Annotated in this window: 12 protein-coding genes and 1 pseudogene; 11 read left to right on the forward strand and 2 right to left on the reverse strand. The window is 63.5% G+C overall.

Annotated features, from left to right (window positions below; all coding sequences use genetic code 11):
• Positions 1 to 33: 33 nt before the first annotated feature.
• Positions 34 to 1449, reverse strand: a complete 1416-nt coding sequence (gene miaB / locus HK436_RS05680; protein ID WP_173187982.1) for a tRNA (N6-isopentenyl adenosine(37)-C2)-methylthiotransferase MiaB — start codon at positions 1447 to 1449, stop codon at positions 34 to 36.
• Between the two features lie 157 nt (positions 1450 to 1606).
• Between miaB and HK436_RS05685 the strand changes: the two genes are divergently transcribed.
• From HK436_RS05685 to HK436_RS05695, 3 genes are all read left to right on the forward strand, one after another.
• Positions 1607 to 2002: a pilus assembly protein N-terminal domain-containing protein gene (locus HK436_RS05685; RefSeq protein WP_376769148.1), complete on the forward strand. Its 396-nt coding sequence runs from the start codon at positions 1607 to 1609 to the stop codon at positions 2000 to 2002.
• Positions 2003 to 2113: 111 nt separating this feature from the next.
• Positions 2114 to 2701 (forward strand): TadE/TadG family type IV pilus assembly protein, encoded by a 588-nt coding sequence (locus HK436_RS05690; protein WP_173187986.1) that lies wholly within the window; start codon positions 2114 to 2116, stop codon positions 2699 to 2701.
• 50 nt (positions 2702 to 2751) lie between these two features.
• Entirely contained in the window at positions 2752 to 3375 is a 624-nt protein-coding gene (locus HK436_RS05695; RefSeq protein ID WP_312860503.1) for a TadE/TadG family type IV pilus assembly protein, read from the forward strand.
• 9 nt (positions 3376 to 3384) lie between these two features.
• Here the strand turns inward: HK436_RS05695 and HK436_RS05700 are convergent, their stop codons facing one another.
• Positions 3385 to 4194, reverse strand: coding sequence for a phosphate/phosphite/phosphonate ABC transporter substrate-binding protein (locus tag HK436_RS05700; protein WP_173187988.1), 810 nt, complete (start codon positions 4192 to 4194; stop codon positions 3385 to 3387).
• A gap of 237 nt (positions 4195 to 4431) precedes the next feature.
• Here HK436_RS05700 and HK436_RS05705 point away from each other — a divergent pair, with 237 nt between their 5' ends.
• The 8 genes and pseudogenes from HK436_RS05705 to HK436_RS05740 all read left to right on the forward strand — a co-directional run bounded on the left by HK436_RS05705 (position 4432) and on the right by HK436_RS05740 (position 13483).
• A complete protein-coding gene (locus HK436_RS05705) occupies positions 4432 to 5661 on the forward strand; it encodes a phosphopentomutase (protein WP_173189978.1) in 1230 nt (409 codons plus the stop codon).
• Positions 5654 to 6547, forward strand: a complete 894-nt coding sequence (gene mutM, locus HK436_RS05710) for a bifunctional DNA-formamidopyrimidine glycosylase/DNA-(apurinic or apyrimidinic site) lyase (protein ID WP_173187990.1) — start codon at positions 5654 to 5656, stop codon at positions 6545 to 6547. Before HK436_RS05705 ends, mutM begins: the two co-directional genes overlap by 8 nt.
• Positions 6548 to 6590: 43 nt before the next feature.
• On the forward strand, positions 6591 to 7364 hold the full coding sequence (locus tag HK436_RS05715; RefSeq protein WP_173187992.1) for an enoyl-CoA hydratase: 774 nt from the start codon (positions 6591 to 6593) through the stop codon (positions 7362 to 7364).
• A 166-nt stretch (positions 7365 to 7530) separates the two neighbouring features.
• Positions 7531 to 7797, forward strand: a complete 267-nt coding sequence (rpsT, locus tag HK436_RS05720) for a 30S ribosomal protein S20 (protein WP_173187993.1) — start codon at positions 7531 to 7533, stop codon at positions 7795 to 7797.
• A gap of 887 nt (positions 7798 to 8684) precedes the next feature.
• Positions 8685 to 10152 (forward strand): annotated as a pseudogene (gene dnaA / locus HK436_RS05725) (chromosomal replication initiator protein DnaA).
• Positions 10153 to 10363: 211 nt separating this feature from the next.
• The gene (dnaN, locus tag HK436_RS05730; RefSeq protein ID WP_173187995.1) at positions 10364 to 11482 is read left to right on the forward strand and encodes a DNA polymerase III subunit beta; all 1119 of its coding nucleotides are present in this window, start codon (positions 10364 to 10366) and stop codon (positions 11480 to 11482) included.
• Between the two features lie 14 nt (positions 11483 to 11496).
• On the forward strand, positions 11497 to 12675 hold the full coding sequence (gene recF, locus HK436_RS05735; protein ID WP_376769149.1) for a DNA replication/repair protein RecF: 1179 nt from the start codon (positions 11497 to 11499) through the stop codon (positions 12673 to 12675).
• A 40-nt stretch (positions 12676 to 12715) separates the two neighbouring features.
• On the forward strand, positions 12716 to 13483 hold the full coding sequence (locus tag HK436_RS05740; RefSeq protein ID WP_173187999.1) for a molybdopterin-synthase adenylyltransferase MoeB: 768 nt from the start codon (positions 12716 to 12718) through the stop codon (positions 13481 to 13483).
• Positions 13484 to 13485: the final 2 nt, after the last annotated feature.

Below are 13485 nucleotides of genomic sequence, written 5' to 3' on the forward strand. Positions count from 1 at the left end.
AGTTCTGTTGCGGCGCTCAAACGTCTCTCCTGATTAACGCCCGTCTCCGGTCACAGGTTCGGAGAAAAGGCTGTTGGGACCCGCTTTCGTGATTCGCACTCTGACAATGTCACCGATTTCGCCGGCCATTTCATCAACAATTACCGGCTGAAGCCAAGGGGAACGGCCGACCCGCTGACCGGGATTTCGGCCGGGCTTCTCGATCAGCAGGTCGATTTCCGAACCGACAAGACTTGCGGCAAAAGCAGTCTGCTGTTCGGCCACCAGGGCCTGCAGGCGTTGAAGCCTCTCATTCTTGACGTCTTCGGCCACCTGTAACGGCAAATCGGCGCCAGGCGTTCCCGGCCTCGGCGAATATTTAAACGAAAACGCCTGCGCATAGGTCACGTCGCGGATAATCCGCATCGTGTCCTCGAAATCCTCATCCGTCTCGCCCGGGAATCCGACGATGAAGTCGCCGGACATGGCGATGTCGGGTCGCGCGGCGCGAATGCGGTCGACCAGCCGGAGGTAATCGGCGCCGGTATGCTTCCGGTTCATCGCCTTCAGGATACGATCCGATCCCGATTGAACCGGCAAATGCAGGTAGGGCATCAGCGACGGCAGATCGCGATGGGCGGCGATCAGCGCATCGTCCATGTCGCGCGGATGGCTGGTGGTATAGCGCAGCCGCGCAAGGCCAGGAATTTCGGCAAGGCGGAACAACAGTTGTCCAAGACCCCATTCGGTGCCATCCGGACCCTCGCCGTGCCAGGCATTGACGTTCTGCCCGAGCAGGGTGACCTCGCGAACGCCGGCTTCCGCAAGCCGCTCGGCCTCCGCAACGAGTTGAGAGACCGGACGCGAGACTTCCGAACCGCGCGTGTAAGGCACCACGCAGAAGGTGCAGAACTTGTCGCAGCCTTCCTGGACGGTGAGAAACGCCGTTACGCCCCTGCTGCGCACCGCCTTGCGCTCCAGTGCCGGCAGGTGCTCGAACTTGTCCTCGATGGCGTATTCCGTCTCGACGACCTTCTCGCCCGCCCGCGCCTTCTGCACGACCTGTGGCAAGCGATGATAGGTTTGCGGGCCGATGACCAGATCGACCACCGGCGCGCGACGGAGAATCTCGTCGCCCTCGGCCTGTGCGACGCAGCCGGCAACGCCGACCAAAGTCTCACGGCCGCTGGCGGCTCGCTCGGCCTTGAGCTGGCGGATACGGCCGAGCTCCGAATAGACCTTTTCGGCCGCCTTTTCGCGGATATGGCAGGTATTCAGGAGCACCAGGTCGGCGTCCTCGATCTCGGCCGTAGGCTGGTAGCCTTCCGCAGCGAGCGCATCCGCCATGCGCTGGGAATCGTAGACATTCATCTGGCAGCCGTAAGTCTTGACGAAGACCTTGCGGGGCGCTGCGCCATGCGCCTCGGACGGCAGGTTTGTTTCGCGCGTAATCGTGTCGTTCATTTCCATGGCGCGTCTCTAGCCGTTTTTGATGTCAAAAAACAGATGAATCGCCAGAGATCCCGCGCCTTAACGGTCGGTTCACCAATATCCTTCATTTTTCCTTCAACTGTCCAAGACCTGGAGAACTCGCATGGCGCGGCGCTGGATCAATTTCGTAACGGGCATGGCCCTGGCGAGCGCGGTGGCATTGCCGGCCCAAACCCTTGCAGGCGAACCGATCCAGGTTCAGATGAACCAGGCCAAGATCGTCAAGCTCGCGCGCCCTGCCGACACGATCGTCATCGGCAATCCGGCGATCGCCGACGCTTCCGTTCAGGACGCATCCACGATCGTGCTTACCGGCAAAGGCTTCGGCGTGACCAATCTTGTGGTTTTGGACAATGACGGCGCTCCGATCGTCGACGAGCAGATCGTCGTATCGCGGCATCTTGCCAATTCCGTGCGCATCTATCGTCGGTCCGACGTGCAGACCCTGTCCTGCAGCCCGTATTGCGAATCCTCGTTCAAGAACGAGGCCGAGACGACCTCGGAAGCTGAGATGCGTCGCTACTCCGAATAAGCGTTAACGAAGGGCTGACTTTGGCCGCTCAATTTGAGAGTTCGCCAAAACGGCCCCTCAACCCGCCTACTGTATGGTCCTGCCATGAGATACCACCGGCAGGGTGCCACCATGCATGATGCAAGCGAGAAAAAACCAGTCGAGACGCGCGGCAAGCCGCGGCGACCAGGCTTTCTGCGTCATTTCGTAAAAGATGCGAAAGGCAGCGTCGCGATCGAATTCACGGCGCTGGCTATTCCGTTCGCCATGCTCGTGTTCGCGATCCTGGAAAGCTGCATCTCGTTTGCAGCCCAGCAGCTCATGTCCAGCATCACTGACGACGTGGCCCGCCAGTTCCGCACCGGCCAGATACAGATTGCCGATGTCGAGGCCGACAAGAACCTGGTGCGCAATAAAATCTGCGACCGGCTGGAGATCGTGGTGTCGGATGGTTGTCCCGGCCTCGAGATCGACCTGCGCAGCTTCAACACATTCGCACAGGCTGCACAGCAGCGTATCGCCTTCACCAAGGACAACGATATCGACACCAAGGGCTTCAAGATCGACCCAGGCAAGGCGCTTTCGAAGAACCAGTTGCGGGTATTCTACCGCTGGCCGGTGATGACCGATTTCCTGCGCAAGTCGATGTCGAACCTGAAGGATGGAAAGACGCTGCACTACGCAACGGTCACCTGGCAGAACGAGCCATTCGAGGAATAGACGGCTCCTGGGCCAGACGTAAGAGATTGCTCTAGCGGGGAGAGCAGGGGATGAACATGAAACGCGCTATTCTCAACGGGCTTGTCGGTACAAAGGCAAGGCTCCTTCGCCTCGTTGGCGACCGGCGCGGGGTGGCCGCCCTGGAATTCGCCATGGTCGCGCCCGTGCTTCTGTCGCTCTACTTCGTGACGATGGAAGTTGCACAAGGCATCGAGGCCAACAAGAAGGTCAGCAGGATCGGCTCCATGGTCGCCGACCTCGTCACGCAGCAGCAAAGCATCAACCGCTCCGAACTGGAGGCGATCATGCAGATCGGCAGCGCAATTCTGCTGCCCTACAACCGCAGCCAGCCGGACATCACCGTCACCGCGATCAAGCTCACCGACACAAGCACTCCCAAGGCGATTGTGCAGTGGTCGCGAAGGATGCGGAACGGCGCATTCATGCAGGGGCCGGTAAAAGGCACCGAAACCCAGGTTCCGACGACGTTGAAAATCAGGGACACGTTCCTGATCCAGGTGAGTGCCGGACTGGAATACCGGCCCGTTCTGACCTGGACGGCGGAAAACAAGGCCGCGATTGGACTGGCGGCTTCGTTCGACAGGATCGACATGGATGAAAGCTACTTCCTGCGCCCCCGCATGACGGCGGAGATCGATTGCAGCGACTGCTGACCCCGAAGATCATTCCGTGGGCGAGGCGGAGTTGGCCGGCATCGCCTTGCCGACTGCGCCGAGTGCCTCAATAACGGACAGGTAATCCTCTTGAGCGGTAGCGGCAAAGCCGCCGCCGTGACGACGTTCCAGATAGTAGTTGAGATCGCGATCGGCGACGACGCCGGTCAGCAGGCGCTGCAACGCCTCGACCTGCTCCTGCGGCAGCGTGTTGCGGACCGCGTGCGGCCCGTATCGCAGCAGGGCCGAGTGCCAGGTTATCTCGAAAGCGGAGGCGTCCACGCCGGCTGAGGCAAGACGGTCGATGGAGCCGCCGGACAGCGACCCGTCTCCAGGTTCAGGTGCGGCCGGCACCCAGCCGAAATAGGCATCGACCGCGCCGCTGAGGAACATGGCCTCGGCCTCGCCGGCGCTTTCGGTCGGGACAAATCCGCCAGCCTCGAGCGCATCCACAGCGCCCGGCCAGGACGCCAGAGGCGCAAGCCGCGTCGCCAGACTGTCATCCGGGCCCACAGCAATGGATTTCGGGGCGGTATCGCTTTCGGCCGGGCGCACGATCAGCACCGAACGGAGCCCGAATGAGCCGTCGATGCCGATGGGCGCCGCAACCGGGCGCAGGCAGGCGCAGCGGATCGATGCCGCAGCATAGGCGGGCGCGGTGTAGATGGCATAGTCGATCCGGCCATCCAGATGGCTTTCGATGAGCGCGGGATAGTCACGGGCAACCAGCACATCGACCGGCATCGACAGCGCGTTCGAGAACGCCGTCTTGATCGCCGAAAGGCCCTCGACGGCCGCGCCCTCCCCGCCGGAAGCCACAAGGCCTATCCGGAAGGGCGTTGCGGGCCCTCCGTCAGCCGCCGTAGCCGCACCTGAAATCCAGCATGCGAAAAATACGGCAGCACCCGCTCCCGAAATCGCCCGGTGTCGAACCACGTTTCCTGCTCCAAGCCGTTGCCAGCGCGGATTTTCGGCTGTTTTGGTTTCATAATTGCCAAGATCGGCGCATGAACCTATGTCTTGGAAGTCACCGAACCGGCAGAAAGCACCCAGTACATGGCCCGCGCATTCCTTTTCGTGCTCGATTCCTTCGGCATCGGCGGCGCGCCTGACGCGGCGTCTTTCGGTGACGAGGGATCGGACACGTACGGGCATATCGAAGCGGCCTGCGCGCGTGGCGAAGGCGATGCCGCGGGCCTGCGGAAGGGTCCGCTTCATGTGCCCAACATGCGGGCGCTGGGGTTGGGTCACGCTGCCGCGCTCGCCACGGGCCGACCGATGCCGGCAGAGGCCACCTCCGGCTTCCACGCGGCGGCGACAGAGACTTCGAGCGGCAAGGACACGCCCTCGGGCCATTGGGAGATCGCTGGGCTGCCGGTCCGGTTCGACTGGGGCTATTTTCCAGACACGCAGCCTGCCTTTCCCGCCGACTTCACCGAAGCGCTGATCCGCGAAGGCAACATTCCGGGTATCCTCGCCAACTGCCATGCGTCCGGCACGGGCGTGATCGAGGAATTCGGCGAGGAGCATATCCGCACCGGCAAGCCCATCTGCTACACCTCCAGCGACTCGGTCATCCAGATCGCCGCGCATGAGGAACATTTCGGCCTGGAGAGGCTTTACGAGCTGTGCCGCACCGGACGCAGGCTGGCCGACGCACTGAATATCGGCAGGGTGATCGCGCGCCCGTTCGTGGGTGAAAATGCCAAGGACTTCGAGCGTACGCCGAACCGCAAGGATTTCGCGACGCCACCACCGGAGCCGACGCTGCTCGACCGGCTGACGGACGCCGGCCGCAAGGTCTTCGCCGTCGGCAAGATCGGCGACATCTTCGCGCATCGCGGCATCTCGGACCTGCGCAAGGCCCCCAACAACATGGCGATGTTCGATGCCGCACTCGCGGCGATGCACGAAGCAGGCGACGGCGACTTCGTTTTCGCCAATTTCGTAGACTTCGACACGAATTTCGGCCACCGGCGCGACGTTCCGGGCTACGCGGCGGCACTTGAAGCGTTCGACGCGCGCCTGCCGGAAGCGCTCGCGCAGCTCGCCGACGGCGACATGCTGATGCTGACGGCGGACCATGGCTGCGACCCGACATGGCGTGGAACCGACCATACGCGCGAACGGGTGCCGGTGCTGGGAACCGGCCCTGGGCTCGGCGGCGGATCGATGGGCGTGCGCACCAGCTTCGCGGACATCGGCGAGACAGTCGCCGAGCATCTCGGCATTGCGCCGGGCAAATACGGCACGTCTTTCCGGGCCAAGCTTTCCGGCAATGCCTGAGCTTCCCGAGGTCGAGACGGTCCGGCGCGGGCTGCAGCCGGTATTCGAGGGCGCGCGCATCGTCGCGGTCGAACAGCGGCGGCCCGACCTGCGCTTTCCGTTTCCCGCCGACTTCGTGGCGAGCCTGACGGGGCGCTCGGTGATCTCACTGGGGCGGCGCGCGAAATATCTGACGATGCACCTCGACCGCGACCCGGTTCTGATCTGTCATCTCGGCATGTCCGGATCGTTCCGCATCCTGGCGGGCAGCGATGATTCCGTGCCGGGCGTGTTTCACCACGAGCGATCCAAGAACGAGGCGCACGATCATGTCGTATTCCATCTGGAAAACGATGCGGGCGCGACCAACCGGGTGGTCTTCAACGATCCGCGGCGCTTCGGCTTCATGCTGTTTTCGCCGCGGGCAACCCTTCACGAACACCCGTCACTGGCCGGGCTGGGGATCGAGCCGACGGGCAACGCGCTCGACGGCGCGATGCTGGGCGATCTGTTGCGCGGGCGTCGCGCGCCGCTGAAGGCAGCACTGCTCGACCAGCGGCTGATTGCGGGCCTCGGCAACATCTATGTCTGCGAGGCGCTGTGGCGGGCAGGCCTGTCGCCGCGCCGCGAGGCCGGGTCCATCGCTCCCCCACCGGGCCGTACCAACGCCCGCTGCGAGAGGCTTGCCGAAGCCATCCGCGAGGTAATCGCCGACGCCATCGCAGCCGGAGGATCCTCGCTGCGCGACCATGTGCAGGCCGACGGATCGCTCGGCTATTTCCAGCATTCGTTCAACGTCTACGACCGCGAGGGCGAGCCCTGCCGCAAGCCCGGCTGCGGCGGCACGGTGCAGCGCATCGTGCAGAGCGGCCGCTCGACCTTCTATTGCCCGTCCTGCCAACGTTAGCTATCTGGGCACGCATCGAAACGCCATTTGGAGGAAAGAAACGATGGCCTATGAAACGATCCTCGTGGAGACGCGCGGCAAGGTAGGCCTCGTTACGCTCAATCGCCCCAAGGCGCTGAACGCCCTCAACAGCATGGTGATGGAGGAAGTGGTCGCGGCACTCCAGGCCTTCGAGGCCGACGAGGCAATCGGTGCGATCGTTCTGACCGGCTCGGAGAAGGCATTCGCGGCCGGCGCCGATATCAAGGAGATGCAGGAGAAGTCCTACATCGACATGTATATGGCGGACTTCTTCGCCGGGTGGGACGCCATGACCCGCATCCGCAAGCCGATCATCGCTGCGGTTTCCGGCTATGCGCTCGGCGGCGGATGCGAGCTCGCCATGATGTGCGATTTCATCATTGCCGGCGACAATGCCAAGTTCGGCCAGCCTGAGATCACGCTGGGCGTGATGCCGGGCATGGGCGGCTCGCAGCGGCTCACGCGCTTCGTCGGCAAGTCCAAGGCGATGGATATGTGCCTGACGGGCCGCATGATGGATGCAGCCGAGGCGGAGCGCTCCGGTCTCGTCTCACGCGTGGTTCCGGCCGCCGACGTGGTCGAGGAAGCGGTCAAAGCTGCCGAAAAGATCGCCGGACTGTCGCTGCCTGCGGTGATGATGAACAAGGAAGCCGTCAACCGCGCCTACGAGACGACGCTCACCGAGGGGCTGCGGTTCGAGCGCAGGGTCTTCCACGCGATGTTTTCGCTGGAGGATCAGAAAGAAGGCATGGCGGCCTTCTCCGAAAAACGGCCGGCGACATTCCGCAATCGCTGAGAACGGCAGCAACGCATTGAAGCGTTGACGCGCCGGAAAAGCTCATCTATAAGCCGCCGCAACTGAGGCGGCCTATGGCTGCCCCTTTGTTTTTGCGCCAGACGATAGGTTCAAGCGGAATCGATCCGTTCTGGCGCTTCACGTGACATAGTGAGAGAGAGGCATCATGGCCAATACGTCTTCGGCCAAAAAGGCAACGCGCAAGATCGCCCGCCGCACCGCGATCAACAAGAACCGCCGTTCGCGCGTTCGTACCTTCATCCGCAAGGTCGAGGAAGCTCTGGCCAGCGGCGACAAGGCAGCGGCCCAGGCTGCATTCACCGCCGCGCAGCCGGAACTGATGCGCGCCGCCTCCAAGGGCGTGCTTCATCGCAATACGGCATCCCGCAAGGTTTCGCGCCTTGCCCAGCGGCTCAAGACGCTGACTGCCTGATAAGGCTTTAAGCCTTTAGTCGAAACATGAACCCGGTGACCCGTTCGCCGGGTTTTGTTTTGCGTGGCGCAGGGGCCCGCATATGTGATCCGGCGGGTGCCGCGCAGCCGGCCGTCTTTTGCCGGCGCAACCTGGCCTTGTTCATCCATGAGTTGAACCGGAACAAGCTGCCGCCGCGCCCGAGCTTTTTAAGCTTATAAAATATCGTTCAAAATCAGTCGCTTATTCGCGGTTGCGATTCCGCAGTCGCATATCCGGCGAGTCCAAAGCGGATACCCGGCTGTCAAGACATTTTTGTGAAAAACGGTGGCTTTTTAGTACCGCTGGCAAAAGGTTTTGAATCGTAACGACTTCTCTCACCGGGGGCTTTCGCCCGCAGTGCGTCAAGCTGAATCTGCGCTCCGAATCGTGAAAAATTCCTTACCTGTCTCTTGCCCTGCGCGCCGCCTTTTCGGTAAAGTCCGGACATCGAATGGGGCAGGCCCAAACCCTGCTGATCCCAGCCAGACAGCGGCAACAGCTTAGCGCGGGCGCAAGTTCGCGAGCGGTTTGATTGTGCCTGTTCGACGCAAGGGGACTGTTTATTTGTGACGCAATTTTGTTCCCGGACGCAAGTTCGGGAGGGGTTCTTGTGTCTTGTGTGTGAGTGAAGCCGGCCAGTGCGGATGGCCGGTCTGGAGAATGAAAGGAATGCGACGCCGGTAGAGAGTAACGAGGTACGGCAAAGACAAAAAAGGCGCCCGCGCACCGGATGCGGATTTCAAGTCGGACGACGGAGCGCCACAACGAATACACAGGGAAGTCAGGCAAAGATGCACAGCGGCATTGCAGAGCGGGCCGAACCGGCCACGTTTGTTCCAGCACAACAGATCGAGGAGAGGACGGGGATGACGCCGGCGAGCGGGCCCGAGGCCAATTTCGAGCGCGTGAAAGCGCAACTCAAGGCCAGGCTTGGCAACGACGTCTATTCGAGCTGGTTCGGTCGAATGAAGATCGCGGAGACGTCCCGCGGCCTGATACGGCTCTCCGTGCCGACGGCGTTCCTGCGCCAGTGGATCAACAATCACTACCTCGACCTGATCGCCGAACTTTGGAAGCAGGGCGACCCCGCCATGCTCAAGCTGGAGATCGTCGTCCGATCCGCCACGCGTAGCGCCGCACCCCAGATCGAGGAGGAGCGCGCGCCGGCCAAGAAAGCGGACCGCCAAGTTTCCGTCGGACTGCAGGCACCCGTGCCAACACACCCACGCATGGAGAAGCCGGCGCAGCCGCGCATGAACGGCGCCGACCTTGCCGGCAAGCAGTCCGTGCTCGGCTCACCGCTCGATAGCCGCTACACGTTTGCCTCATTCGTCGAGGGACCATCCAACCGCGTCGCATTCGCAGCCGCCCGCTCGGTCGCCGAGGCCTCGTCCAACGCCCTGCGTTTCAACCCACTCTTCATCCATGCCTCGGTCGGCCTCGGCAAAACGCACCTGCTGCAGGCGATCGCGGCCGAAGCGATCAGGCTCAAGCCCAATGCGCGGGTGGTCTACCTGACGGCAGAATATTTCATGTGGCGCTTCGCCACGGCGATCCGCGATAACTACGCGCTACACCTGAAGGAGCAGCTCCGCGACATCGACCTGCTGATCATCGACGACATGCAGTTTCTGCAGGGCAAGTCGATCCAGCACGAGTTCTGCCACCTCATCAACATGCTGCTGGACAGCGCCAAGCAGGTGGTCGTTGCCGCCGACCGCCCGCCCTCCGAGCTGGAATCGCTGGAGCCCCGCGTTCGCTCGCGCCTCAATGGCGGCGTCGCGCTGGAAATGGCCACCCCCGACTACGGGATGCGGCTGTCGATCCTGAAGCAGCGCCATGCAGCAGCCGTGGCTGAAGTGCCCTCGCTCGACATTCCCGAGGAAATCCTCGCGCATATCGCACAGGCGGTGACCGGAAGCGGGCGTGAGCTCGAAGGTGCATTCAACCAAATCCTCTTCCGCCAGTCGTTCGAGCCTGAAATGTCGGTCGCCTGGGTCGACGAGGCTCGGCAACGTCTACCGCGCCGGCGAGCCCAAGCGGGTGCGCATCGAGGACATCCAGCGCATCGTCGCGCGCCACTACAACGTCTCGAAGACGGAACTGCTCTCGAACCGACGCACCCGCACCATCGTCAAGCCTCGGCAGGTGGCGATGTATCTGGCAAAGGTGATGACGCCCCGCTCCCTGCCCGAGATCGGCCGTCGCTTCGGTGGCCGGGATCATACGACGGTTCTTCATGCGGTACGCAAGATCGAGGGTCTTTCGGGCGCCGACAACACGATGGCGCAGGAAATCGAACTGCTGAAAAGGCTCATCAACGAACAGGCCTGACGGCGCGGTCAGCAGGCCGGCAGCCATCTGTCGGCCTGGCCGCTATTTTTCTCTTGAGAAACCTCACCTTGGCGGGTCCGCAACCTCCCTGCGGGCTTGCCTTCGCAGGCATTTTCCTGTCAGGTTCGTTGTCCATTTGCGCGTCCGGCAGGCCCGATCGAGGGAAATGCGGCGCGGCCTCCGAAATGCTTTGCTGCGAGACTTGCGTGTCATGCGTGTTACACTCGAACGCTCCAACCTCCTGAAGTCGCTGAACCACGTCCATCGCGTCGTGGAGCGGCGTAATACGATCCCGATCCTTTCCAACGTGCTGCTGTCGGCCTCCGGTGCCAGCCTGGAAATGAAGGCGACGGATCTCGACCTGGAGGTGACGGAAGCGACCGCGGCCGTTGTCGAGCAGACCGGCGCGACCACCGTGCCCGCGCACCTGCTCTACGACATCGTGCGCAAGCTGCCCGACGGATCCGAGGTAATGTTGAAGGTGGACGAGAGCGGCAACTCGATGTCGGTGATCTCCGGTCGCTCGTCGTTCCGCCTGCAATGCCTGCCGCAGGCCGACTTCCCCGAGCTCTCGGCTGGATCTTTCAGCCACATCTTCCGCCTGGATTCTCAGGCCTTGCGCGGCCTGATCGAAAAGACCCAGTTCGCCATCTCCACCGAGGAGACGCGGTACTACCTCAACGGCATCTACCTTCACGCCCACGAAGAGGGCGGCAAGCTGATGCTGCGCTCGGTGGCCACCGACGGGCACCGTCTGGCGCGCGCCGAAGTGGAAGCGCCGGCAGGCTCGGAAGGCATGCCGGGCATCATCATCCCGCGCAAGACCGTCAGCGAACTGCAGAAGCTGGTCGACGATCCCGACGTGGCGGTGACGACGGAGTTGTCCGACACCAAGATCCGCTTCACCATCGGCAGCGTGGTGCTGACCTCGAAGCTGATCGACGGTACGTTCCCCGACTACCAGCGCGTCATCCCGACCGGCAACGACAAGAAGCTCATCATCGACCGGCAGAGCTTCGCCCAGGCGGTTGACCGCGTGTCGACGATCTCGTCCGAGCGCGGGCGCGCGGTGAAACTCTCGATTGCTTCCGGTCAGGTGACGTTGACGGTAAACAATCCCGATTCGGGCAGCGCGACCGAGGAAGTGGCGGCCGACTACGATGCCGACCCGATCGAAATCGGCTTCAACGCCAAATATCTGCTGGACGTCGCCGCGCAGCTTTCGGGCAGCGAGGCGCGCTTCATGCTGGCCGATGCCGGCGCGCCGACGCTGATCCACGACATGACCGACGACCACGCGCTCTACGTGCTGATGCCGATGCGCGTCTAGGCGCGCAGCGGACGATCGTGACCGGAACCGGAACAGCCGAACCGCCGCGAGGCGCGGCGCAGACCCGTATCGAACGCCTGCTGCTGACCGATTTCCGCAACTACGAAAGCCTGGCGCTGGATTTCAACGCCGGCGCGGTTGTGCTGACGGGCGAGAACGGCGCCGGCAAGACCAATCTGCTCGAAGCGATCTCGTTTCTGACGCCCGGACGCGGCCTGCGACGGGCGACGCTTGACGACGTGCCGCGCAGCGGCGCGGGGAGCGGCTTTGCGATCCATGCGCGGGTCGCGGGTGCGTTCGGCGAGGTCGAGATCGGCACGGGAACGCTCGGTGAGCGGAATGCGAACGGCGATAGTGTCGGCCGCAAGGTGCGCATCAACGGTGCGACCGCGCGCTCGGCAGACGAGATGCTGGAGTGGCTGCGCGTGATCTGGCTGGTGCCTGCGATGGACGCGCTGTTCACGGGCGCGGCGGGCGACCGGCGCCGCTTCATCGACCGGCTGGTGCTGGCCATCGACCCCGCCCACGGGCGACGCGCGCTCGACTATGAAAAGGCGATGCGCGGCCGCAACCGGCTGCTTTCCGAGCAGGCGCGCGACGACCAGTGGTTCGATGCCATCGAAACCCAGATGGCGGAGACGGGTACGGCGATCGCCGCCGCGCGGGTGGAGATCGTGCGGCTGCTCGCCGCCATGGTCGAGCGGCTGCCCGGCGACAGCCCCTTTCCGCAGGCCGACATCGCGCTGGCTGGCACGCTTGAGGAAGCGCTGACGCAGCAGCCGGCGATCGAGGTAGAGGAAGGTTTCCGGCGTTCGCTGTCGCAGAATAGGTTCCGGGACCGCGCGGCCGGGCGCACGCTCGAAGGCCCGCACCGCTCGGACCTTCTGGTGCGGCACCGGCCGAAGGACATGCCCGCCGGGCAATGTTCGACCGGGGAACAGAAGGCGTTGCTTACCGGCCTCGTACTGTCGCACGCACGGCTGGTGGCTGAACTCTCCGGGTCGGCGCCGATATTGCTGCTCGACGAGATCGCCGCGCATCTCGACGCCGGCCGGCGGGCTGCGCTGTTCTCGATCCTCGACGAGCTCAACTGCCAGGCCTTCATGACCGGCACAGACGCGGCACTGTTCTCCGCGCTGGAGGGCCGCGCGCAGTTTCTGTCGGTTTCGGCGGGCATGGTCACCGCCGGTTGAGCCGCTGACATTCGCGCCGGCAGCGCTTATGTTGAGTGCCATGGACACGCCCGCGACACCACCGCTTTCGCCCGAGGAACTGGAGCGCTACGCGCGCCATATCGTGCTGCCGGAAGTCGGCGGCCCGGGCCAGCAGAAGCTCAAGCGCGCGCGGGTGCTGGTCGTCGGCGCAGGCGGGCTGGGCGCGCCGGTGCTGCACTATCTGGCGGCTGCGGGCGTGGGGACGCTCGGCATCGTCGACGATGATCTCGTGTCATTGTCGAACCTGCAACGGCAGGTGATCCACGATACCGTAAGCGTTGACTTACCTAAAACCGAAAGCGCAGCGGCGACCATCACCCGCATCAACCCGCACGTGACCGTCGAGCAGCACAGGCTGCGCCTGACGGCGGAGAATGTCGCGGAACTGGTTTCCGTCTATGACCTCGTCATCGACGGGACCGACAATTTCGACACGCGCTATGCGATCGCGGACGCCTGCGCCGAAGCTGAGCGGCCGCTGGTGACCGGAGCGGTCGGGCGCTTCGACGGGTCTATCACAGTTCTCAAACCCTACGAGACCGGAGCGGACGGACGACGCAACCCGTCCTACCGCGACCTTTTCCCCGAGCCGCCGCCGCGCGACCTCGTGCCTTCCTGCGCCGAGGCGGGTGTGCTCGGCGCACTTGTGGGCGTCATCGGCACGCTGCAGGCGATGGAAGCCATCAAGCTCATCACAGGCATCGGCGAACCGCTGGTCGGCCGGCTGTTGATGTATGACGGGCTAGGCGCGAATTTCGACACGGTTCGCTACCGCGCAAAAGGTTAGCC

Source organism: Neoaquamicrobium sediminum (assembly GCF_013240295.1).
GTDB lineage: Bacteria > Pseudomonadota > Alphaproteobacteria > Rhizobiales > Rhizobiaceae > Aerobium > Aerobium sediminum.

Bases quoted from the DNA above. Each gene is read 5' to 3' on its own strand.
- HK436_RS05705 (WP_173189978.1), top strand. From the start codon at position 4,432: ATGGCCCGCGCATTCCTTTTCGTGCTCGATTCCTTCGGCATCGGCGGC.
- mutM (WP_173187990.1), top strand. From the start codon at position 5,654: ATGCCTGAGCTTCCCGAGGTCGAGACGGTCCGGCGCGGGCTGCAGCCG.
- HK436_RS05740 (WP_173187999.1), top strand. From the start codon at position 12,716: ATGGACACGCCCGCGACACCACCGCTTTCGCCCGAGGAACTGGAGCGC.
- miaB (WP_173187982.1), bottom strand. From the start codon at position 1,449: ATGGAAATGAACGACACGATTACGCGCGAAACAAACCTGCCGTCCGAG.
- HK436_RS05715 (WP_173187992.1), top strand. From the start codon at position 6,591: ATGGCCTATGAAACGATCCTCGTGGAGACGCGCGGCAAGGTAGGCCTC.
- HK436_RS05685 (WP_376769148.1), top strand. From the start codon at position 1,607: ATGGCCCTGGCGAGCGCGGTGGCATTGCCGGCCCAAACCCTTGCAGGC.
- HK436_RS05695 (WP_312860503.1), top strand. From the start codon at position 2,752: ATGAACATGAAACGCGCTATTCTCAACGGGCTTGTCGGTACAAAGGCA.
- HK436_RS05690 (WP_173187986.1), top strand. From the start codon at position 2,114: ATGCATGATGCAAGCGAGAAAAAACCAGTCGAGACGCGCGGCAAGCCG.
- rpsT (WP_173187993.1), top strand. From the start codon at position 7,531: ATGGCCAATACGTCTTCGGCCAAAAAGGCAACGCGCAAGATCGCCCGC.
- dnaN (WP_173187995.1), top strand. From the start codon at position 10,364: ATGCGTGTTACACTCGAACGCTCCAACCTCCTGAAGTCGCTGAACCAC.